The 21,362-nt window shown below is 56.5% G+C and carries 18 protein-coding genes; 8 read left to right on the plus strand and 10 right to left on the minus strand.

The window, feature by feature from the left end:
- Positions 1-85 precede the first annotated feature (85 nt).
- Genes ACR0MJ_RS10270 through ACR0MJ_RS10280 form a run of 3 tightly spaced genes read right to left on the minus strand, consistent with a single transcriptional unit; the run spans position 86 to position 4,052 of the window.
- The gene (locus tag ACR0MJ_RS10270; protein ID WP_170407705.1) at positions 86-865 is read right to left on the minus strand and encodes a carnitinyl-CoA dehydratase; all 780 of its coding nucleotides are present in this window, start codon (positions 863-865) and stop codon (positions 86-88) included.
- 3 nt (positions 866-868) lie between these two features.
- Positions 869-2,884, minus strand: coding sequence for an acetate--CoA ligase family protein (locus tag ACR0MJ_RS10275; protein ID WP_480760889.1), 2,016 nt, complete (start codon positions 2,882-2,884; stop codon positions 869-871).
- A gap of 7 nt (positions 2,885-2,891) precedes the next feature.
- Positions 2,892-4,052, minus strand: a complete 1,161-nt coding sequence (locus ACR0MJ_RS10280) for an acyl-CoA dehydrogenase family protein (protein ID WP_480760890.1) — start codon at positions 4,050-4,052, stop codon at positions 2,892-2,894.
- A gap of 95 nt (positions 4,053-4,147) precedes the next feature.
- Here ACR0MJ_RS10280 and ACR0MJ_RS10285 point away from each other — a divergent pair, with 95 nt between their 5' ends.
- Positions 4,148-5,065, plus strand: coding sequence for a GlxA family transcriptional regulator (locus ACR0MJ_RS10285; RefSeq protein ID WP_223118493.1), 918 nt, complete (start codon positions 4,148-4,150; stop codon positions 5,063-5,065).
- 8 nt (positions 5,066-5,073) lie between these two features.
- Here ACR0MJ_RS10285 and ACR0MJ_RS10290 read toward each other — a convergent pair whose 3' ends face one another.
- Positions 5,074-7,509, minus strand: coding sequence for a GcvT family protein (locus ACR0MJ_RS10290; RefSeq protein ID WP_480760891.1), 2,436 nt, complete (start codon positions 7,507-7,509; stop codon positions 5,074-5,076).
- A 188-nt stretch (positions 7,510-7,697) separates the two neighbouring features.
- Here ACR0MJ_RS10290 and ACR0MJ_RS10295 point away from each other — a divergent pair, with 188 nt between their 5' ends.
- Positions 7,698-9,215: a trimethylamine methyltransferase family protein gene (locus ACR0MJ_RS10295; RefSeq protein ID WP_170646954.1), complete on the plus strand. Its 1,518-nt coding sequence runs from the start codon at positions 7,698-7,700 to the stop codon at positions 9,213-9,215.
- Positions 9,216-9,229: 14 nt separating this feature from the next.
- Here ACR0MJ_RS10295 and ACR0MJ_RS10300 read toward each other — a convergent pair whose 3' ends face one another.
- Together ACR0MJ_RS10300 and ACR0MJ_RS10305 are read right to left on the minus strand one after the other, a co-directional pair.
- Positions 9,230-10,204, minus strand: a complete 975-nt coding sequence (locus ACR0MJ_RS10300; RefSeq protein WP_480760892.1) for a LysR family transcriptional regulator — start codon at positions 10,202-10,204, stop codon at positions 9,230-9,232.
- 100 nt (positions 10,205-10,304) lie between these two features.
- The gene (locus tag ACR0MJ_RS10305) at positions 10,305-10,991 is read right to left on the minus strand and encodes a GntR family transcriptional regulator (protein ID WP_170394376.1); all 687 of its coding nucleotides are present in this window, start codon (positions 10,989-10,991) and stop codon (positions 10,305-10,307) included.
- 102 nt (positions 10,992-11,093) lie between these two features.
- On the opposite strand from ACR0MJ_RS10305, the gene ACR0MJ_RS10310 reads away from it, so the two are divergent.
- The 5 genes from ACR0MJ_RS10310 to ACR0MJ_RS10330 are packed head-to-tail and all read left to right on the plus strand — an operon-like array spanning position 11,094 to position 15,912.
- Positions 11,094-11,696 (plus strand): amino acid synthesis family protein, encoded by a 603-nt coding sequence (locus ACR0MJ_RS10310; protein WP_170394379.1) that lies wholly within the window; start codon positions 11,094-11,096, stop codon positions 11,694-11,696.
- Positions 11,668-12,480 (plus strand): alpha/beta fold hydrolase, encoded by an 813-nt coding sequence (locus ACR0MJ_RS10315; RefSeq protein ID WP_170611697.1) that lies wholly within the window; start codon positions 11,668-11,670, stop codon positions 12,478-12,480. Before ACR0MJ_RS10310 ends, ACR0MJ_RS10315 begins: the two co-directional genes overlap by 29 nt.
- Positions 12,477-13,397 (plus strand): flavin reductase, encoded by a 921-nt coding sequence (locus ACR0MJ_RS10320; protein WP_170561568.1) that lies wholly within the window; start codon positions 12,477-12,479, stop codon positions 13,395-13,397. Before ACR0MJ_RS10315 ends, ACR0MJ_RS10320 begins: the two co-directional genes overlap by 4 nt.
- A 1-nt stretch (position 13,398) precedes the next feature.
- Positions 13,399-14,436, plus strand: coding sequence for an LLM class flavin-dependent oxidoreductase (locus tag ACR0MJ_RS10325; RefSeq protein WP_170625539.1), 1,038 nt, complete (start codon positions 13,399-13,401; stop codon positions 14,434-14,436).
- Between the two features lie 9 nt (positions 14,437-14,445).
- Entirely contained in the window at positions 14,446-15,912 is a 1,467-nt protein-coding gene (locus ACR0MJ_RS10330; protein ID WP_480760893.1) for an aldehyde dehydrogenase, read from the plus strand.
- A 33-nt stretch (positions 15,913-15,945) separates the two neighbouring features.
- Here ACR0MJ_RS10330 and hisD read toward each other — a convergent pair whose 3' ends face one another.
- The 4 genes from hisD to ACR0MJ_RS10350 form a co-directional block, all read right to left on the minus strand.
- The gene (gene hisD / locus ACR0MJ_RS10335; RefSeq protein WP_480760894.1) at positions 15,946-17,220 is read right to left on the minus strand and encodes a histidinol dehydrogenase; all 1,275 of its coding nucleotides are present in this window, start codon (positions 17,218-17,220) and stop codon (positions 15,946-15,948) included.
- Between the two features lie 8 nt (positions 17,221-17,228).
- Positions 17,229-17,924 (minus strand): cysteate racemase, encoded by a 696-nt coding sequence (gene cuyB / locus ACR0MJ_RS10340; protein WP_480760895.1) that lies wholly within the window; start codon positions 17,922-17,924, stop codon positions 17,229-17,231.
- Positions 17,925-17,959: 35 nt separating this feature from the next.
- Positions 17,960-18,973 (minus strand): D-cysteate sulfo-lyase, encoded by a 1,014-nt coding sequence (gene cuyA / locus ACR0MJ_RS10345; RefSeq protein WP_480751227.1) that lies wholly within the window; start codon positions 18,971-18,973, stop codon positions 17,960-17,962.
- A 218-nt stretch (positions 18,974-19,191) separates the two neighbouring features.
- Positions 19,192-20,166 carry a LysR family transcriptional regulator gene (locus tag ACR0MJ_RS10350; RefSeq protein ID WP_170394403.1) on the minus strand — a complete coding sequence of 325 codons (975 nt, stop codon included), beginning with the start codon at positions 20,164-20,166 and terminating at the stop codon, positions 19,192-19,194.
- Positions 20,167-20,342: 176 nt separating this feature from the next.
- On the opposite strand from ACR0MJ_RS10350, the gene ACR0MJ_RS10355 reads away from it, so the two are divergent.
- Positions 20,343-21,338 carry a taurine ABC transporter substrate-binding protein gene (locus ACR0MJ_RS10355; protein WP_170394406.1) on the plus strand — a complete coding sequence of 332 codons (996 nt, stop codon included), beginning with the start codon at positions 20,343-20,345 and terminating at the stop codon, positions 21,336-21,338.
- The last annotated feature ends 24 nt before the right edge of the window (positions 21,339-21,362 follow it).

Consider the following 21,362-nt stretch of genomic DNA (forward strand, 5'->3'; position numbering starts at 1 on the left):
AAAGTGTGTTCTGACAAAAAACAAGCTTAGCTAAGCGATTGGCGCAAAACTGCGCCAATGCGATGAAGGCAGCGGTGTTTTGAACTTATTTTCCTTTCCAGACCGGATCACGCTTTTCAGCGAAGGCCTTTGCGCCTTCAAGCTGATCTTCGCTGGAATAGAGGATATCGACGGTGCGCAGCTGGCGCTTGGTGATGCGGTTCATGGCGTCCTGAAATTTGCTGTCTTCAGCTTCGCGCACGACCTCTTTGATCGCAGCATAAACCAGCGGAGGACCCGAGGCGAGCAGACGCGCCAATTCCCAGGCACGATCCATCAGTTGATCGGCAGGCAGGACTTCATTGACCAAGCCCCAACGCTGACCTTCTTCGGCATCGAACCAGCGTCCAGTCAGCAATAGCTCCATCGCGATGTGGTAGGGAATGCGTTTGGGTAGCTTGACGCTCGCCGCATCTGCAACGGTTCCGGATCGAATCTCAGGCAGGGCAAAAGTTGCGTGTTCAGCGGCCAGGATCATATCGGCTGAAATCGCAAGCTCGAGCCCGCCACCACAGGCAATACCATTGATGGCCGCGATGACCGGTTTGTTCAGATCGCGTAACTCCTGCAAACCGCCAAAGCCACCTACACCATAATCTCCATCTACGGCATCGCCTTCGGCGGCTGCCTTCAGGTCCCAGCCAGGGCAAAAGAATTTGTCACCTGCTCCGGTCAAGATCGCGACGCGCAGTTCGGGATCATCGCGAAACTCGGCAAATACCTGCCCCATGATGCGGCTGGTTGCCAGATCGATCGCATTGGCTTTTGGCCGATCCAGCGTCACTTCGAGAATTGCGCCGTCACGGCGGGTCTTGATCGGGTCCATTTCTCAGGCCTTTCTGATAAGCGCATCCACCGCCACCGCCCGGGTGGGCGTGCAGAGAAGCGGGTTGATTTCGACCTCGCCGAGCGTTTCGGCATTTTGCATTACATAGTCTTGAACGGCCTGAATGGCGGCAACGATTTCATCCATATCAGCCGCTGGTTGGCCGCGATAGCCTGCCAGCAATGACGCGATCTTTAGTTCGCCGAGAGCAGCGCGAATACTGTCGGATGTTGCCGGGACCAGAAGAGAGGTGGTATCGCGCAATATTTCGGTCAAGACACCACCGGCCCCTATTGTCAGCACAAAGCCATGGGCAGGGTCCCGCACGACACCGACGAGGATTTCAGCCACCGCACCTGTGATCATCTCTTCGATCAGAATCTCATCAGTTCCAATATCCGCTGCCACACCTGTCACATCGGCAGCCTGAACCCTCAATCGTACAGCGGAATGTTCGGACTTGTGGGCAAGGCCGACGCCTTTGACAGCAAATGGCGCTTCCATTTCTTGCGCCGCGCTGAGGGCTTCCTTTGCGCCACGAACGGACCTGTTCCGAGGGATGCGCAAACCATGGGCAGCCAGAGCTTGCTTGGCCTCGGCTTCGAACAGCGTATGCGTGACATCAGACGTACCCGGCAAGCAGACTGGCGCGCTTGCAGGTGCGGCGACCTGACCCGCCGCGCGCGTGGCAGAAAGGGCTTCGCGGAGACCCATGAAGGGTACCACACCGGCCTCCATTAGGGTTTGTGCTACATCTTCAGGTAGCAATTCGGGCAGGGTAGAAACCACGGCAAAACGCGCACCCGTATCTGCCCGCACTTTTTGTGCTGTACGCGTGGCGGCGGCCCAATCCGTCGGGTCGGTGGTCGGGTAATCAACGATCGTGAATGTCAGATCTATGTCGTCGCCAGTCATTCCGGCCCAAGCGTTCGCCATCGCCTCTTCATCGCGCCAGATATAGGTGTGGTAATCGAGTGGATTGCTTAGTGCGACCATCGGACCAAGCGCATCGCGCAATCGAGTTTGCTTATCTCTGGACAGTTCTGGAAATCTGAGGCCAGTGCCGATCGCTATATCTGCGATCAGGCTGGCCTCGCCGCCCGAGCAGCTGATCGAAGCAATGTTGCCCCCCGGCAAAGGCCCATAACAATGCAACAATTTCAGGGTTTCCAGAAACTCGGGCAGCGAGGACAGGCGCGGGATGCCCAGCCGGTTTAGCAAAGCCTGCGCACCCGCATCGCTCCCAGCCAGTGAGGCGGTATGAGAAACTGTTGCTGCCTGCGCCTGTTCGGATGCGCCCACCTTAAGTGCGATCAGAGGCACGCCTTTCCGATGTGCCTTGGCAGCAAGGGCCTCCCATTCGCGGATATCCTTGAAACCCTCGATATGTAAACCGACGGCAGTGACCCGTGGATCATCGATCAGCGACATGGCGATCTCAGCCTGACTGGTCTGCGCCATGTTCCCGCAAGTCACCATATAGGCAATCGGCAGAGCTCGTTTCTGCATAGTCAGGTTGATCGAGATGTTGGAGCTCTGGGTCAGAATGGCAACGCCTCGATCTACCCGAGCGGCTCCATGCTGATCGGGCCACAATAGCGCACCATCAAGCGCATTGATAAAGCCATAGCAGTTTGGCCCAAGAATAGGCATGCTGCCTGCTGCATTGATCAACTCTGATTGCAGATCTCCTCCTGCCTGATCCTCGGCTGCAGCTTCCGAGAAGCCAGAGGCAAAGCAAACTGCGCCGCCGCTGCCCATGTCTGACAGAACCTGAACGGCCTCAACGGTGGCGTGACGGTTGATGCCAACAAAGGCCGCGTCCGGGGACGATGGCAGGTCCTCAATCCGTGCGTAGGCCTTGTGCCCGGCAATTTCATCCGCCTTGGGATGGACAGGCCAGATTTTCCCTGCGTAGCCCATGCGTTCCGACTGCAGGATAACCTGCTGGCACCACGCACCGCCGCCGATCACCGCGATGGATTCCGGGCGTAGAAGACGGGAGATATCCTTGCTCATTCGGGCCTCAGGCACCCAGAGGCCGCAGCAGATCACGACTGATGATATGCCGCTGGATTTCGCTCGTACCATCCCAGATACGTTCTACGCGCGCATCCCGCCAGAACCGTTCGATCGGGAAGTCGTCCATCAGACCCATGCCACCATAGATTTGCAGCGTCGTATCCGTGACCTTAGCCAGCATTTCCGAAGCATAAAGCTTGGCCGAGGCGATCTCGCGGTTTGAGGGCAAGTCCTGATCCAGACGCCATGCGGCCGCGAGCGTCAGCCAGTCAGCAGCGTCGATCTCGGTGATCATGTCGGCGATCTGAAAGCCGACACCCTGAAACTTGCCGATCGGCTGGCCGAATTGCGTGCGCTCAGCCGCGTAGTTCAGTGCGTAATCAAAACAGCGCCGCGCGCGCCCGACCGAAAAAGCAGCAACAGTCAGGCGCGTTGCATAGAGCCACTCGTTCATCACGGCGAAACCGCCATCGACCTCGCCCAAAACCTGTGCGTCGGGCAAACGGCAATTGTCAAAATACAGGATATAGTTCTTATAGCCTTTGTGGCTGACTGAATTATACCCCTCGCGCACTTCAAAACCCGGCGTACCACGATCTACGAGGAATGTAGTGATCCGCTTTTTAGGGCCTTTCGGAGTTTCATCTACACCTGTTGCGATGAATATGATGAAGAAATCCGCGTGCTCCGCGCCCGAGATGAAGTGTTTCGAACCGTGGACGACCCAGTCACCGCCATCGCGAACGGCCTGACATTTCATGCCCCGAACATCTGACCCCGCGTCAGGTTCGGTCATAGCCAGAGCATCCATCTTTTCGCCACGCACGGCAGGCAACAAATAGCGTTCACGCTGGTCGGCGTTGCAGGCCATCAGGATATTCTGCGGGCGACCGAAGAAATGGGTCAATGCCATCGATCCTCGGCCGAGCTCGCGTTCGACAAGAGTGAAATCAAGATGCGAGAGACCTGCGCCACCAACTTCTTCGGGGAAGTTACAGGCATAAAACCCCAGTTCGATGCATTTCCGCTTGATTTCGTCTCCCAGCTCTTGCGGCACCTGTCCGGTGCGTTCGACCTCAGCTTCGTGGGGGTAAATCTCGTTCTCAACAAAGCTCCGCACTGTTGAGACGATCATTTCCTGTTCTTCGGTTAAGCCAAATTGCATGACGCGTTCCCCTGATGTCTGATTGGCAATGAAACGTAATTGCCTGACACAATGACATGCAGTAATCGTACGATATCATGCCGAGTTAGAAAAATTTGACCCAGATCTATAACTTTTTGCTGTTCGACGGGTTCTCGAACCTTTGCCTCGCCAACATGGTTGAGCCATTGCGCGCGGCGAACACTTTGGCGGGGCAGGATCTCTATGCCTGGCAGTTTTATTCACCCCATGGTGCGCCAGTCCAAAGCTCCAGCGGGTTGCAGGTCGCGCCGCATGGAGCGATGGGCATTGAGGCGGGTGATGCTTTGGTTGTCATGCCGTCTTATGGGTATCTGGAACACTCGGTTCCCGATACTCATCGCGCTTTGCGCAGGGCCGCAACCCGTCATCGCAAACTGGCTGGTCTGGACACAGGGAGTTGGTTGCTCGCGCGTGCGGGACTGTTGGAAGGGCATCGCGCGACCATTCACTGGGATGAACTTTCCCGGTTCGAAGAAACTTTTACCGATGTCGAGGTCGTGCAGGAACGTTTTGTGATCGACCGGGACCGGATCACCTGTTCAGGCGCGATGGCTGCTTATGATCTGGCGACTGCTCTGATTCTTGCGGATCACGGGCCGCTGTTGTCGATGGAGGTGGCGCATCTTCTGATGAACCGTGGTGAACCAAGTGCTGCTTCACCACAGATGAAATCCGAAGACAGGCTGGTGAATCGGGTGCTGGGCGTCATGCAGGGCACGTTGGATGCGCCAGTAATGATAAAGGATATCGCTCGTCAGCTCGGGTGCTCTCAAAAGAAGATTGAGACCCGGGTTTTGTCCGAGCTGGGTGTAACACCGCAGGCGCTCTATCGTCGCCTGCGTCTGAATTTGGCGCGTAAACTTGCGGTCGAGACCCAGCAGTCCGTGGCCGAGATCGCCAGCCGCTGCGGGTATGAGAACCCAAGCGCAATGACGCGGGCGTTCCGGATGCAATTCGGGCAGACACCAACAGCCTATCGAAACGGGGAGTAACTTTGGGATTAGCCTCGCACGCGTGAGAGGTCCGGGTCATACGGGGACGGCGCAATCACCTCGGCAGCGATCATTTCTCCGCACAGGTCAAGTTGCATTCGGCTGCCGGGTTCGGAAAATTCCGGATTCACAAAGCCGTAAGCAAGGTTTAGCCCTGTTCTGTGGCCCCAGTCACCTGACGTGATCGTACCAACAACCATGTCGTCCAACATCAGAGAGGCTCCACCATAGGCAGGTGCTTTGGTTGTATCGATTTTCAGGCTTACCAGTTTCTTTTGAGGCCCGTTCTCAAGGCGTCTCTGCAACGCGTTTCGGCCAATGAAATCGCCTTTGGTCAGTTTCACGAACCGATCCAAACCGGTCTCAAACGGGTCGAACTCTGTGAGCAGATCGGCTTTCCAGTGCAAGAACCCTTTCTCCATCCGCATGGACTCGACGGCGCGAGCACCAAATAATTTCAAGTCATGTGTCTCGCCAGCTTTTCTGAGCGCCAGATAGGCCGCGTATAGTGAGGTGTTCGGGACATGTATCTCGTAGGCCAGTTCCCCTGAGAAGCTGATATTCAATACAGTTGCTGGCGCGAACCCGACAAAGCACTCGCGAACTGACAGCCAGGGAAAAGCTTCTCGCGACCAGTCTCCTCGAGCACAAGCGGACAGCACGTCGCGCGATTTGGGTCCGGCCAGCACTAATATTGTCTGATCATTGGTGAGTGAGCGGATTTGCACATCTTCGCCATCATGCAGATGCGCCTTTAGCCAGTCCATATCATGGTATTCGCTGGCGGCGGCGGACCCGTACCAGACCCGTACCGGGCCGCGATCACTCGCGGGAAGGTTGGCGATGGTGGCCTCGGCTTTGACCATCCCGTGGTGGTTCAGCAGATAACCAAGGCCGACCCGCCCGTCGCGTTTTGTCACCGCGCCGCACATCATCCGATCCAGAAACCGATGCCGATCGGTTCCGGTGATTTCCAGCCGGTTGAAGCCGTTCACTTCGGCCAGTCCGACATTTTTCTGAAGGTTTCTGATTTCCGCCGCGACGACGTCAAAGGCCTCATCAAAACTGAAACTCAGCGTTGGGTGAAAATCAGGCGCAGGCTTGATGTAGTCGACCCGCTCCCAACCGTTGACCACTGTAAATTCAGCCCCTTCTGCTGCGAGGATCGGGGTCAGTGGTGTGGTTTTGGCGGGGCGACCGGCAGGCCGGTGTTCGTGCGGGAAATGAAAGCGGAATTCATTCTGGTAATCTTCGATGGCTTTCAGCGCGGTCAGCTCCACATTTGTGTGGCCGGTAAACCGACGCGGATCAAGGCACCAGGTGTCATAGCAGGCTTCGCCATGAACGATCTGTTGGGCCAGCAGCCAGCCATGGCCACCCCCTTCGCCCAAACCCGCGCGCAGACCGATGATGCAGAAAGCATTGCGCTTTCCGGGGATTGGCCCGACCAAAGGTGCGCCGTCAATTGTGTAGGTGATCGGACCATTCACCACTGTATGAATGCCGACATCCATCAGTGCAGGCATGCGTGCGAAGGCACCTTCCAGCACATCCGTCACGCGGTCCAGATCGTCAGGGCACAGCGCGTTCACAAAATTCGGATCGATCCCGTCCATGCCCCAGGTTTTGCAATCCTGCTCGTAGAAGCCGACCAGCAAGCCGTTCTTCTCCTGCCGACAATAATAGTCGCTGATCGGACAGCGCAGCAGGGGCATCCGATGGCCTGCGTCGCGGATCGCTTCGATTTCTTCTGTCAGAAAATACTGATGCTCCATCGAAGCGACAGGGTGGTGCACGCCCATCATCGCGCCCACTTCGTTGACCCGATAACCACAAGCGTTAACTACGATATCGCAGTCAATATTGCCGTGTTCCGTGTGAACCGTCCAGGTATCGTCCTTGTGCTGTGTCAGTCCTGTGACCGGAGTATTGCGATATACCTCGGCCCCGGCTTTGCGCGCACGGCGTGCCAGAGCTTGGCACAGTTGAGCCGGATCGATGTCGCCATCTAGCGGATCCCATAGCCCACCGAGAAGGTTGTCGGTGGAAATCAACGGGTGCCGGCGGGCGCATTCCTCTGCATCTATGACCTCGAAATGCACATCCATTCCGCGCGCCATAGACGCAAAATGATGGTACCCCTGCATCTGCTCAGGCGTATTTGCAAGCCGGATGCCGCCGTCACCGTGATGGTAGTTGATAGGATAGTCCGGATCCTCGGCCAGTTCCTTGTACAGGTTGATCGAGTGGGTCTTCAGACCAACCATGGTCTGGTTCATGCCAAAATTGGTCACCTGCGCGGCCGAATGCCAAGTTGTGCCGCTGGTCAACTCATCGCGCTCGACCAGCACCACATCGGACCAACCTTCACGGGTCAAGTGATACAGAGTCGAGCAGCCGGCGATACCGCCGCCAATGACGACCACTTTAGTGCGCGATTTCATCAAGGACCCTCCGGTACGTAGTTTTTGGGGATTAGCCTGTTCTGTCAGTTGGTTCACAAGCGGCTGGATATTGTTACGTAAAAAATCGAAAATAAAAGCTCATTAACTCGTAGTAATTCGAATGCGGTTGAAATTGGCTTTAGACGTTTAGTTGAATTGATCAACCTGATGCGGTTGGAGGATCACAAATGGCTGCGCCGCAGGCGAAAAGGTCCGGTCGAAAAGGACGTATCGCACAGCGGGCTGAAAAGCCTGCGCTCGACCCCTGTCCGCCAGGTCAACCGGGAGGCGCTTACAAACCCTTGACTGGGGTTGAGCTTGAGCGGATTTACAACACGGCTCTGGATCTTCTTGAGAAGCTGGGGATCGGCGAGGTGCCGGATCGTTTGCGTTCTGATTTATTGGCGGTTGGGGCGCAAGATAGCGGGGAGGGGAGGATACTTTTTTCGCCTCAACTTGTGGAACAGGCGATTGATCAGGCCGCCAAGACCTTCGTTCTGCACGGGCGTGATCCAGCCCGATCCATCGAAGTTGGCGGTAATCGCGTCTATTTCGGAACCGGAGGGGCGGCGGTTCAGACGCTTGATCTGCGCAGTGGTCGCTATCGGCCTTCAACCTTGCAGGACTTACATGATTTCACGCGTCTTCAAGATGTCTTGCCAAATGTCAGCTGGTTCACCCGCTGTTGCGTTGCAACCGATCTGGAGGAAACCTTCGATCTGGATGTGAACACCGTCTATGCGCTGTTGAAGAATACCTCCAAGCCCACCGCGACGTCTTTTACATTGGCGCAGCACGTTGCGCCAATTGTTGAGATATTGGATATCGCAGCCGGGGGACCCGGTGAATTCGCAAAACGCCCGTTCATGAAAGCACATATAAGCCCGGTGATCTCGCCGATGCGCTACGGCGAAGACGCAGTGGATGTGGTCTACGCTTGCATCGAACACAATATTCCGATTTCTTGCATCACCGCTGCTCAGGCCGGCGCGACTGCACCGGCGACCTTGGCTGGTTTTCTGGCGCAGTCATTGGCAGAAACCCTTGCGAGTCTGGTAATGGTCCACGCGATCCAGCCCGGGTTTCCTATGGTCTTTTCGAATTGGCCACTGGTGATTGACCTTCGGACCGGCGCGTTCTCAGGTGGCAGCGGAGAGACGGCTGTCCTGAATGCAGCATCAGCACAATTATCAAATTGGCTTGGGCTGCCTTCAGGCGTGGCCTGTTCGATGTCTGATGCCAAGGCGATCGACGCTCAATACGGGATGGAAAAGGGACTGACCTCAATGGCGGCGGCGCTGGCAGGTGGTAATCTGATCTATGAAAGCTCAGGCATGACGGCCTCGTTGCTGGGTGCAAGTTTTGAGGCGTTCGTGTTGGATGATGAGATGCACTCGTACACCTACCGCGCTTTGAGGGGGATAGAGGTGACACACGAGAATCTGGGCTTTGACGCAATCTGCGAAGCAGTTCTGGGCGAGGGCCATTTTCTGGGTGGTCAGCATACTTTTGCGGCCATGGAACGGGATTACTTTTATCCCTCACTCGCAGACAGGGATGAGCCCCGGACTTGGGCAGAAAACGGAGCGCAGGATGCCTGGAGCCGCGCGCGACATCGGGCTCAAGAAATTTTGCAGACCCATACGCCAAGATACCTGTCAGACGAACAGGATCGGCAAATCCGAGATCGCTTCAACATTCTTTGAAAGCTGATCCAGTGCTATTCGATAAGTTTGAAACTATCCGTCAGCCACGGGATATCATCGCGCAGTGGGGAAATGATGCGGTCATTGATCAATGATCGGGTTTTGGCATCCACAAGCTCAATCACTGATCTTGAACAATCCGGCGTCGCGACCAGCGCCAGTGTGCGTGCAAAGCTCTTGCCCGGAAATGGGTGCATGCACAGCTTTGATTGGAACCGCTTTGCCCGAGAATACAGCAGCGGCGTCGTGATGGTCCAACCCGCACCGGAGGACACCATCGACATCAGCGTCTGATTGTTGCTGCATTCAAACCTGTGAGAGGACGAAATCCCCATCCGGCGTAATTGGGACTCGATCTGGCGCGCGATGATCAGATTGCTGGAATATCGTAGAAACGGCAATTTAGTTCGACCCTCAACAATGTCTTGCAAAGACTTGTCACTCACCGCAGGCAAAACGATCACAAATGGATCGCGCAGAAGGGGGCGATCCTGCAGATCGCGCATACGTTCGCTAGGAGTAGTGGAAATCCCCAGATCCAACTGCCTGTCGCGCAGCATGTCGATAATCGCGTGGCTGGAATCCGTGTGGTACATGAAATCACAGGCGGGCATATTCGCGAATAGATAGACCGCCAGCTCTGGAATGATGTCGCTGTCGAAGTCTTCGATCGTGCCGAAACGCAGATAGCTGGCCTCGGTGATGCTTCCTGCAGACGCTTCGGCCTTGGCCTTTCGGATCAGGTGCAGCGCATCGTCGATATTGCGCAGGAAGACCCGGCCCTTTGGGGTCAGAACCATGGGTCTGCGGGTGTGGTTGAACAGCTCAACGCCCAGATGGTCTTCGAGATTGCGCAGGTGATGGGAAACGGTGCTGATCGTCAGCCCTGTTTCCTTGGCGGCCGCCTGTAGCGAGCCCTTTTGCGCACATATCTGAAACAGTTCCAGCCATTTGAGACTGAGGTCTTTGGGAGCAGACTGACGCGGCATTCCGGTTCTTTCGTGAGATCAGGGCGGTCCTGACGAAAATACGCAGATTTTGAAAGCTTTGATATCAGAATCTTGGAATTCTGGCTCAATTGCCGAGCAATCAGGTTTCAGAGCTTTCCAAAAAGCCGCGCGCGGTCTGTGCAGCATCCGCGATATGGCTTTCGACTGCTTTTCGGGCTTTGGCAGGATCACCACTGAGGATGGCATCATGGATGGCAGTCATGTGGCTCATCCCAGAACGCTCTCGATTCCGCGCTGCGAGGGTCAAGGCCCGCAGGCGGCTGATCCGGCCGTTCAGACGTTGCACGACATCCCAGGCGATGCTGTGCCCAGCCTGTAGAAAAATCAGTTCATAGAAGCGAGTTGTGGCCTGTAGCAGATTTGACCATTCGGTGTCATTCTGCGCCGCGCCCACTGCTTTCAATGCCTTGCCCAGATCGTTTGCGAAACCTGTCTCATGCGCTTGTGCACAGGCGGCGGCGGCTGAGCCTTCTAGCTGTAAGCGGATGTCATAGATTTGCCGCGCTTGGTCCCAGCTGAGGGTCGAGACGATTGGCCCGCGGTTGGGGATAATCTCAACCAAACCTTCGGCTTCCAGAAACCGGATCGTCTCGCGGATGACGGTGCGGCTGACACCAAGCTGATCGCAAAGCGGGCGTTCAACAAGTCGCTCACCGGGGGCAAAATGCCCGGCGATGATCGCTTCGCGCAGGCGCGCTTGCACGATATCCCGCAAGGTTTGCGGTGCTTTTTCGATCTTTTGTAGGGTGGAGTCGGTGTTCATCATCGACGCTTTCATATCTGTGGTACGGATCCGGAACAAGTATGATTGACATATCGTATTATGGTATACCATATTCTCGACCAAAGGCTTGCCAAAGGAATCACCATGTCCGCCGAAATTCGAAAAACGCTTCTGCATGTCGAAGACACTCTGATCGAGGGTGGTAAGTTGGCGGACACTCCGCTGAAGCTAATTGCCGCAATAGCTGTCATTCGGAACCCTTGGGCTGGTCAGGGTTTTGTCGAAGATCTTGGCCCCGCGATCCGCGATTGCGCCCCCGGATTGGGGGAGTTGCTGACCAAAATGATTTTGGATGCTTCAGGTGGCGGCGACCGGGTCGAAGCCTATGGAAAATCCGCGATTGTGGGCTTGAACGGAGAGGTTGAGCATGCGTCGGCCCTGATCCACACGCTGCATTTTGGCAATCATTATCGCAAAGCAGTTGGAGCGAAATCCTACCTTTCCTTCTGCAATACGCGCGGCCCGGCCAATGCGCCGCTGCTGATCCCCTTGATGGACAAACATGATGGCGGTCGTCGCTCTCACTACCTTACGATCCAGACTTCGGTCGCAGATGCACCTGCGGCAGATGAGATTCTGATTGCACTGGGTGCATCGATTGGAGGGCGGCCGCACCACCGGATCGGGGATCGCTATCAGGACATCGAGGAACTTGGTCATGACGTTGACAACCCTGCAGCTGTCTAACTCGGGCCGATCAGTCGCGTTCAGAGAGGCGGGCGAAGGGCAACCGGTCTTTATGATCCATGGCGTAGGCATGCAATCTGCGGCCTGGGGCCCTCAGTTTGACACGCTGAGCCAGCATTGCCGTATAATTGCGGTTGATCTGCCGGGGCATGGAGGCAGTGACCGTCTGCCATCTGGAAGCCAATTGCCGGATTTTGTTGGCTGGATGCATGATGTTGTCGACGCATTGAATCTGGCTCCGGTCGCAATCATCGGGCATTCAATGGGGGCACTGATTGCCGCCGGCTTTGCGGCAGAGCACCCCGACATCACTAGCCGTGTTGCTATGTTGAACGGCGTCTTCTGTCGCGATGCCTCAGCCCGCGCCGCAGTCATCCAACGGGCCGCTGAAATCAGCGCGGGTCGAGTTGATCTGGAAACGCCGTTGTCGCGCTGGTTTGGTGACAGTCCGGGTGATCTGGCTGCCCGTGCGCAGGTGGCGTCGTGGCTTGGGTCTGTGGATCAACGAGGCTACGCCATCGCCTATTCCGCTTTTGCGCGGGGCGATGCCACTTACGCCAGCAAGATGAATCTGATTTCGTGCCCGTTTCTGGCGCTCACCGGTGACGGAGACTCGAACTCAACCCCGGCTATGTCACAAGCTATGGCCGCAGCAGTTCAAAACGGTCGGGCCGTTGTGATCCAAGGCCACCGACATATGGTGAACTTGACAGCACCCGATGAAGTAACAGCGCATCTGGTTGAATGGCTCGGCCAGCCCGCCGAAGAAAGGATTGCGCAATGACCTCGCTTGATCCCCGCACGCTGCGAAATGCATTTGGAGCGTTCATGACGGGCGTCACCGTGGTTACGTCGCATGATACCCAAGGTAACCCGATCGGGTTTACCGCGAACTCGTTCACATCCGTCTCACTAGACCCGCCGCTTGTGCTGGTTTGTCTCGCCAACAGTTCAAAGAACTATGACGCATTGATTGCCGCTGACGGGTTTGCCGTCAATATCCTGTCAGAGACACAGATCGAGGTATCCAATACCTTTGCCCGGCCCGTCGAAGACCGGTTTGCCAGCGTCGAGTGGCGGCGTGGACCTGCGGGATCGCCGTTGATCGATGGGTCGTCGGCTTGGTTTGACTGCTCTATGCACAAAACCGTCGAAGCGGGGGATCATGTGATCCTGATCGGCGAGGTCAAAGCCTTCGACAATACTCCGGCACCCGGTCTCGGATATGTCAGGGGGGCCTATGTAACACCATCAACAGCTGCTGGTGCCTTGATGCAGGACACCGGCCTGATCGTCTCAGCCTTGATCGAACGCGCAGGTGAGGTTCTGTTGATCGATGCCGGTGACGGCGCGCTTGCACCGCCCGAGGCAGTGGTTGGGTCAGAAGGTGTTTCAGCTGCATTGGAACAATTGATTGAGGCCACCGGGCTGACCGCAGAGCCGGGCTTTGTTTATTCGGTTTACGAGGATGCAGAGAAAAAGCGTCAACATATCGCGTTTCTGTGTCAGGCCGCAGATGGTGAGCCGAAGAAAGGTAATTTCGTCCCACTGGATGTCGTATCCTTTGGCACTGTAACCGACACGGCGACCCGAACCATGCTGGAACGATTGTCCGAGGAATCCCGGCTGGGAGATTTTGGCATTTACTACGGAAACAAGAACAGCGGCGAGGTTCGCCCGATTACACGAGGAGGTCACTGACATGCGGTTTTCGCTTTTCGTTCATATGGAACGCACCTCTCCCGATCAGGACCAGCAGGAGCTGTATGAAAACTTCATAGAACTGGCCAAGATCGCTGATGCGGGTGGTATGCATGCGGTCTGGACCGGCGAACATCACGGGATGGATTTCACCATCTCGCCGAACCCGTTCCTGAATATCGTCGATCTGGCACGCCAGACCAACAATGTGCGTCTGGGAACCGGAACCGTTATCGCTCCGTTCTGGCATCCGATCCGGCTGGCCGGAGAGGCCGCAATGACGGACATGATCACGAATGGCCGTTTGGATCTGGGCATTGCGCGTGGCGCCTACAGCTATGAATACGAGCGGATGGTGCCGGGGCTGGACGCCTGGGAGGCAGGCCAGCGTATGCGCGAGCTTGTTCCGGCAGTGCGGGGTCTTTGGGAGGGCGATCATGCGCTGGACGGAGAGTTTCATTCTTTCCCGGCAACCACATCTTCACCCAAGCCTCTGCAGCAAAACGGTCCACCGATCTGGGTTGCCGCGCGCGATCCCAACAGTCATGAGTTTGCGGTATCGAACGGTTGTCACGTGCAGGTCACCCCTTTGTGGCAGGGCGACGAAGAGATCACCCGGCTGATGGATACGTTCAATGCCGCTTGTGCCAAATTCCATGACGTCCCGCGCCCCGAAATCATGCTGTTGAACCACACCTACATTGCCTCGGACGAGGCGGATGCCCGTCGCGCGGCGGAAGAGATCAATCGCTTTTATTGCTATTTCGGCGCGTGGTTCAAAAACGAACGCCCTGTGTCGCAGGGTCTGATCCAGACGCTGAGCGATGACGACATCGCTAACCATCCCTTCTATTCGCCCGAGGCGATGATCCGGGACAATGTGATCGCCACGCCCGACAAAGCAATCGAACGCCTCAAGGGCTATAGCGATCTTGGATATGATGAGTATTCTTTCTGGATCGACAGTGGGATGAGCTTTGAGCGCAAGAAAGCGTCGCTTGAGCGGTTCATCGCGGACGTCATGCCCGCCTTCGCCTAAGGAGAGAAAATGCGGCAGTTTCAGCACTATATCGGCGGCACGTTTTCGGATGGGACCGCGCATTTCGACAGCCTTGATCCCGCGACGGGCACCGTTTGGGCGAAAATGCCTGAGGCCCGAACACATGATGTGAACGCCGCAGTTGAGGCTGCGTGTTCAGCGCTGAATGCCCCCGAATGGGCGACCATAACAGCAACGGCTCGTGGTAAACTGTTGTACCGGCTGGCCGATCTGGTCGCCGAAAATGCTCAGACCTTAGCCGAGCTTGAAACGCGCGATACCGGCAAGATCATTCGCGAAACCTCTGCTCAGATCGCCTATGTCGCGGACTACTACCGTTACTATGCCGGATTGGCGGACAAAATCGAAGGGGCGCACCTGCCGATCGACAAGCCCGACATGGAGGTTTGGCTGCGCCGCGAACCAGTTGGTGTGGTGGCCGCCATAGTGCCGTGGAATTCGCAACTGTTCCTGTCTGCGGTCAAGATTGGCCCGGCGCTTGCCGCCGGTTGCACAGTCGTTCTGAAAGCATCCGAAGATGGTCCGGCCCCGATGCTGGAATTCGCGCGTATTTTCGATCAGGCAGGCTTCCCGCCCGGAGTTCTGAACGTCATCACCGGCTTCGGGCCGGAATGCGGCGCCGTTCTGACCAGTCACCCGGATGTCGATCATGTTGCCTTTACAGGCGGCCCGGAAACCGCGCGCCATATCGTGCGCAACTCGGCTGAAAACCTCGCTTCGACTTCGTTGGAACTGGGCGGAAAATCCCCGTTCATCGTATTCGAAGATGCCGATATCGAAAGTGCTGTGAACGCGCAGGTTTCGGGGATCTTTGCTGCTACCGGGCAAAGCTGCGTGGCCGGATCGCGATTGGTAATCTCTGACAAGATCAAAGATGAGTTTCTGGCCCGGCTCATCGAAAAAGCGGGTGAGATCGTGATCGGGGCGCCCGATGACCTAAAGACCGAAGTTGGCCCGCTATGCACTCAAGCTCAGCTTGTGACAGCTGCAAATTTGGTTGCTGAATCCGTCTCGGCAGGGGCTACCGTGATAGCGGGTGGGCAACCTTTGGACCGTGAGGGGCACTATTTTCCACCGACAATCATTGATTGTACGGACGCGCCTGATGCGCCCTGTCTGACGCGCGAAGCCTTTGGTCCGATCCTCTCGGTCGTCAGTTTCGGGACCGAAGCGGAGGCGATACAAATAGCCAACAACACCGCGTTTGGGCTGGCGTCGGGTGTCTTTACCAAAGACTTGACCCGCGCACATCGAATGATCCGCAGAATTCGGGCTGGCATTGTCTGGGTTAACACATATCGCGCTGTCAGCCCGATTGCTCCATTCGGAGGTCATGGACTGTCGGGCCACGGGCGCGAAGGGGGCCTACAGGCGGCGCTTGATTACACACGGGTCAAATCGGTCTGGTTGCGCACAAGCGACGATCCGATCCCCGATCCGTTCGTGATGCGGTGAATCCGACCAATCAACAGCATCCTTGGGCCAGATTTAGCACACTTTAGACAATCGCATCTCTGCCGCGCGTGCGTGGCCTTCCATGCCTTCCATCCGACTGATCCTAGCAGTGCGTTCAGCAAGCTCGTGCGAGGCTTGCGCTGAGCAGCGCTGCCATGTCACCGTTTTGGTGAATTTATGCACTGACAGACCGCCGGTATATCGGGCCGCTCCGCTTGTCGGCAAAACATGATTTGGCCCGGACGTCTTGTCGCCGAAGGGCACTGTTGTTTCGGCACCCAGAAACAGCGATCCATAGGTGGTCAGTTGGTCCAGCCACCAATCCAGGTCCTCGGCGATCACCTGCAGATGTTCGGGCGCGTAGTTATTGGCGACCCTGGCAGCCTCGTCGCGGCTGTCGCAAAGAATGATCTCGGCCCGGTCGCGCCATGCCGTGCGCGCTGCACTAGCGTTCGGCTCGGGAAGACTTTCGATCAGGGCATCGGCGCGCGCGATAACACCCTGGGCCAGAGCTTTATCGGTGCTGACAAGCCAGACAGGGCTATCGACGCCGTGCTCGGCTTGGCTCACCAGATCCCAGGCGACGGTCTCGATCGATGCTGTGTGATCGGCAATTACCAAGGTATCGGTTGGACCTGCAAACATGTCGATGCCAACCTTACCAAACAGCATCCGTTTCGCCTCGGCGACATAGGAATTTCCGGGACCGACAAGAATGTCGGCAGGAAGCGCACCAAAAAAGCCATGGGCCATCGCAGCAATCCCCTGAACTCCGCCCAAATTCAGGATCAGATCTGCACCGCTAAGGTCCATCGCATAAACTATTGCATCGGGGATGCCCGCACCGGGACGCGGTGGCGAGACCGCCGTGATGTGGGACACCCCAGCCACCTTTGCCGTGGTAATCGTCATCAACGCACTTGCGATATGGCTATACCGACCACCAGGAACGTAACATCCCGCACTAGCGATCGGGATCTGTTTCTGACCTGCGATCAGGCCGGGCATCACCTCGATCTCGCATTCGCTCACCGTGGTCATCTGCGCTTCGGCAAATCGACGGATATTGGCATGGGCAAAGCGGATGTCGTCTTTGACCTGTTCAGGCACGCGGTCACATGCGGCTTTGCGCGCTTCATCAGTCAACACGAACTCTCCCGTCCAGCCATCGAGCGTTCCGGCATAGCGCCGAACGGCCTCTTCGCCCTCGCGCTCGATATTGGAGAGCATGATTGCGACGATATCGCGGATATCCGAATTTTCTGCGTCGGGGCGGGGCAGGGCGGTTTTCAGATAAGAGACGGCCATGGGAAACCTCAACGCGTCAGAGAGTGGGAGTGGATAGCGCCCGCCAGAATATCGACGGTGTCGATGATCGGAACGCTTTTGGGCAAGTCGCGGGTGAGCAGAGAGAATTCGGAGCAGGCCACAAACAAAAGCGCGGCACCCCGGCCCGAAAGGGCGTTAGCAGCGTCGGAAAGTGTGCTGAGTGCAGCGCCGGTTGGCCCTTCAGATTTGATGTGGCGGATCGTGCCGAGCATCCTATCTTCATCCTCGGGCCAGATTGCGGTAAATCCAGCGCGGTTCAGGGGGGCGTCAAAAATTCCGACCTTTCGCAGCGCTGGTGAGGCAAGAATTCCGACCTGGCTGCCAGAAGGCAGGAGCCGCGACGCTTGATCCACGGACAGGTCTACCATGTTCAGAAAGGGGATCGAGACGGCGTCCTCTATCTGCGCCGCATAGTGGTGTGCGGTGTTACAAGGCATCGCAAGCGCGGTTGCCCCTGATTGCTCCAATCCTCTCGCCATATCGGCCAGAACCGGCCCGGGATCAGACCCGTTGCCCTCGATCAGGTGCGCGATGCGGGAAGGCACCTGTGGGTTCATGTCAATCAGTAGTGGCAGGTGATCGGCATCATCCGCCGCCTGTACCGTGGATAACACGCGCTGCTGCAACAGAATTGTCGCCTCGGGGCCCATTCCGCCCAATATGCCGGTGACGCGGGGTTTCATGCGAAGACCTGCTTGCTGGAACTTATCACCGTGATTTACAGATTGACCCAGCGGTCGGTGTGATCGAAAGCGAAATCATAACCGAACAGGCCAACCGAGCCTCCGGTATGCAAGAACACCACACGCTCATCCTTGAACGAGCCTTTGCGCGCCAGATCGATCAGACCGGCGGCCCCTTTGGCGGAATAGACCGGGTCGAGCAGAATGCCTTCCAGTTCGGCAAACATGCGGATCGCCTCAATGCCGCTTTCGGTCGGCAAGCCGTAGCCGTCGCCTACATAGTCGGTATTGGCCATCACATCCTCGCGCTGCACCACGTCTGGGCAACCCAATTTCTCAGCCGTGTTGCAGGCTAGATCATAGACCATCTGCTCTTGCTTGGGCTGCGGTGCGCGGGTGCCAATGCCAAGAACCGGAATGCCCGTATTCATGGCGCAAAGCCCGGTGACCAGCCCGGCTTGCGTGCCCGAGGAGCCCGTCGCATGCACCACGCGATCGATTTTGAGACCGGCGTTATTGGCCTGGCTCACAAGCTCTAGCGCGCAGTTTACATAGCCAAGCGCTCCGGTCGGGTTCGAACCTCCGCCCGGAATGACATAGACGTTGTGACCTTCTTCACGCTTCTTCGCGGCCGAACGCTCCATCTCGGCGGGCATGTCGTGGCCGCCGGGAAACTTCTCGGTGGTTGCGCCATGCAGATGATCCAGCAGGACATTGCCATTGTTGTTGTAGTTGGCGTTGTTATAGCTGGTGCGGTCTTCCAGTAGGATATGACATTTCAAACCCAGCCGGGCAGCGAATGCAGCGGTTTGACGCGCATGGTTCGATTGCGTTGCCCCTTGTGTCATCACCATGTCTGCGCCTTGTTCGAGCGCTTCGCCGAACAGAAACTCTAGTTTGCGGGTCTTGTTGCCACCCGTCGACATGCCGGTGCAGTCGTCTCGCTTGATCCAAAGATCGATTCCCAGAGCCTCGGACATACGATCCATCCGTTCAAGCGGTGTTGGCAGATGGGCAAGAAAAACACGGGGAAAACGGGAAAGATGCATCAAGCTGTCCTAATCTGAGCCCGGCACATGGTTCAAGACCGGTAGGTCTTGCCAACACGGGCCGCTGGGTAGGTTTCTGGGTTTAGAATGCCGCCTGTAGTCAAGCCGCAAGGTCAGGCCTAATCACAGCGGATGGGGCGCGTCGGTCAAGCGCACTGTACCCGGTTTCGAAAAAGCCGGAAAATAACTTCGATATTGCGCTCAGATTACCTGGTTGCTCATTCGGGGGGTGCGGGAATGGTTCGAAAGTCGTCATTCAACCACGGAAACCGCGAATTCATAGGCTCGGTCACATGACGACGGATCAGGTTTTGCAGTGTGTTGTGGATCAGTCGTGTGGTTGTCGACGGATAGATATTGGTCGTGAACAACGATACGGTACGCGCAAAGCTTTTGCCCGGGAAAGGTAATGCGCGTGTATCTTTGTGGAATCGCCGTGCGCGATAGTAGCTGGCGGCAGTCGTGATCGTCCAACCACTGCCCCCGGCGACAAGTCCGATAATTGACTGATTACATTCAAGTTCGAACCGGTTGGGTAGGTTAATCTTGCTGCGGGTTAGCTGAATTTCGATGAGTCTGCCTATGGTGTGATCACGCGAATATCGTAAAAGCGGAAGCGGACTGTCTGATTTGGTCAGTTCCTCGACCGGTCCGTCATATGCAGGCGGAAGAATGACGATAAACGGATCTCGAAGTAGCGGGAATTCGATTAACCCCTCAAAGTGCTCAGGAGGTCGGGTCGCAACGCCTGCATCCAGCTTTTGAGACTGCAGTTTGTCAAGAATCTCATGGCTGGGGCGGGTAAAGTGGCGAAAATTGCACCGCGGCAGGCTTGCAGAGAGATGACGGAAGAGTTCTGGCGCGACCCGGCTGTCAAAATCGTCAATCAGGCCCAGACGCAAATCTGTTGCATGTTGCCAACTGCCCGAGCGAAGCTCGGCCTCGCCCCGTTTCAAGGCGATCAGGCCGTCATGCACATGTCGTGAGAACACCGTGCCTGCGGGTGTCAGACCCATGGGTCTGCGGCTGTGGTCCACCAAATCCACATCCAGCGCCTTTTCAAGACTGCGCAAGTGATTGGAGACCGTACTGATTGACAAACCGGTTTCAGCTGACACCTTTTGGATTGAACCCAACTTGGAAATAAGTTGGAAGACCTCCAGCCACCTGAGACTGAGTGCTTTCTTTGTCATCGGGGGCTCCCAAACCAGCGAACTATCAGTCAAAAGCGAAACAAAGTTTCGCTTTTTACGCAACCAGTATTTTGATTTACTAATTCAACGCGTAAGGACTATGGTTTTTCTACTGTTCCAGAGTTCGGACGTTTCAAGAGCCGACAAGTGGAACCAGCAGGGAGAAAATAGTCAAAATGATCAAGAAATATCTGCTCACAACAGCATATGCCGGGATTGCGGCCGTCACCGCTTCACAAGCCGCCGCGCTTGATGAACTGACGGTTGCATATTTCCTCGAATGGCCGATGCCGTTCCAGTATGCGAAAGCAAACGGAACCTACGAAGAAGAACTGGGCGTCAAGATCAACTGGGTGTCTTTCGACACCGGTACCGCCATGTCAGCTGCGATGGCCTCGGGTGATGTACAGATCGCGGTCAGCCAAGGGGTACCACCGTTTGTGGTAACCACTTCGGCCGGTCAGGACATCCAGATCGTCGATGTGGCGGTCAGCTATTCAGACAACGACAACTGCGTTGTTGCCGAAGCGCTTGAAATCGACAAGGGCAATGCGGGTGAATTGAACGGCAAGAAGGTCGGTGTTCCGATCGGCACAGCTGCGCATTACGGTTTCCTGTCGCAAATGTCTCACTTTGGTGTCGACATCGGTTCAATGGAAATTGTTGACATGGCTCCGGCCGATGGCGCCGCGGCATTTGCGCAGGGCAACCTCGATATGGTTTGCGGCTGGGGTGGCGCGCTTCGTCGCATGACCGAGCATGGCAACATCCTGCTGACCGGTGCTGAAAAAGAAGAGATCGGTATCCTGGTGTTCGACGTCACTAGCGCTCCGGCAAGCTTCATCGAAGAAGAGCCCGAGCTTCTGTCGAAGTTCCTTAAGGTTACCGCAGATGCCAACGCCAAGTGGAACGCAGGCGACAGCAAAGATGAAATGCTGCCGGTGATTGCAAAGGATGCTGGTATGGATCCTGCAGACGCTGAAGCCACAATCGCGACTTTCACCTTCCCGTCAGTTGAAGACCAGCTGTCCGAGAAGTGGCTGGGCGGTGGCGCGCAAGACTTCATGCAGGGTGTTGCAAACGTGTTCGTGTCGGCAGGCAGCATCGAATCCGCTCTGGATTCGTATGATGGTGCCGTTAATGCAGGCCCGCTGACAGCTGCGAATAACTAATCACGCAGGACATTTCATGCGACC

This window comes from Ruegeria sp. C6 (assembly GCF_056537625.1).

Excerpts from the sequence above, each read along its gene's own strand:
- ACR0MJ_RS10270 (WP_170407705.1), bottom strand. The coding sequence starts at position 865 with ATGGACCCGATCAAGACCCGCCGTGACGGCGCAATTCTCGAAGTGACG.
- ACR0MJ_RS10275 (WP_480760889.1), bottom strand. The coding sequence starts at position 2,884 with ATGAGCAAGGATATCTCCCGTCTTCTACGCCCGGAATCCATCGCGGTG.
- ACR0MJ_RS10280 (WP_480760890.1), bottom strand. The coding sequence starts at position 4,052 with ATGCAATTTGGCTTAACCGAAGAACAGGAAATGATCGTCTCAACAGTG.
- ACR0MJ_RS10290 (WP_480760891.1), bottom strand. The coding sequence starts at position 7,509 with ATGAAATCGCGCACTAAAGTGGTCGTCATTGGCGGCGGTATCGCCGGC.
- ACR0MJ_RS10295 (WP_170646954.1), top strand. The coding sequence starts at position 7,698 with ATGGCTGCGCCGCAGGCGAAAAGGTCCGGTCGAAAAGGACGTATCGCA.
- ACR0MJ_RS10300 (WP_480760892.1), bottom strand. The coding sequence starts at position 10,204 with ATGCCGCGTCAGTCTGCTCCCAAAGACCTCAGTCTCAAATGGCTGGAA.
- ACR0MJ_RS10305 (WP_170394376.1), bottom strand. The coding sequence starts at position 10,991 with ATGATGAACACCGACTCCACCCTACAAAAGATCGAAAAAGCACCGCAA.
- ACR0MJ_RS10310 (WP_170394379.1), top strand. The coding sequence starts at position 11,094 with ATGTCCGCCGAAATTCGAAAAACGCTTCTGCATGTCGAAGACACTCTG.
- ACR0MJ_RS10315 (WP_170611697.1), top strand. The coding sequence starts at position 11,668 with ATGACGTTGACAACCCTGCAGCTGTCTAACTCGGGCCGATCAGTCGCG.
- ACR0MJ_RS10320 (WP_170561568.1), top strand. The coding sequence starts at position 12,477 with ATGACCTCGCTTGATCCCCGCACGCTGCGAAATGCATTTGGAGCGTTC.
- ACR0MJ_RS10325 (WP_170625539.1), top strand. The coding sequence starts at position 13,399 with ATGCGGTTTTCGCTTTTCGTTCATATGGAACGCACCTCTCCCGATCAG.
- ACR0MJ_RS10330 (WP_480760893.1), top strand. The coding sequence starts at position 14,446 with ATGCGGCAGTTTCAGCACTATATCGGCGGCACGTTTTCGGATGGGACC.
- hisD (WP_480760894.1), bottom strand. The coding sequence starts at position 17,220 with ATGGCCGTCTCTTATCTGAAAACCGCCCTGCCCCGCCCCGACGCAGAA.
- cuyB (WP_480760895.1), bottom strand. The coding sequence starts at position 17,924 with ATGAAACCCCGCGTCACCGGCATATTGGGCGGAATGGGCCCCGAGGCG.
- cuyA (WP_480751227.1), bottom strand. The coding sequence starts at position 18,973 with ATGCATCTTTCCCGTTTTCCCCGTGTTTTTCTTGCCCATCTGCCAACA.
- ACR0MJ_RS10350 (WP_170394403.1), bottom strand. The coding sequence starts at position 20,166 with ATGACAAAGAAAGCACTCAGTCTCAGGTGGCTGGAGGTCTTCCAACTT.
- ACR0MJ_RS10355 (WP_170394406.1), top strand. The coding sequence starts at position 20,343 with ATGATCAAGAAATATCTGCTCACAACAGCATATGCCGGGATTGCGGCC.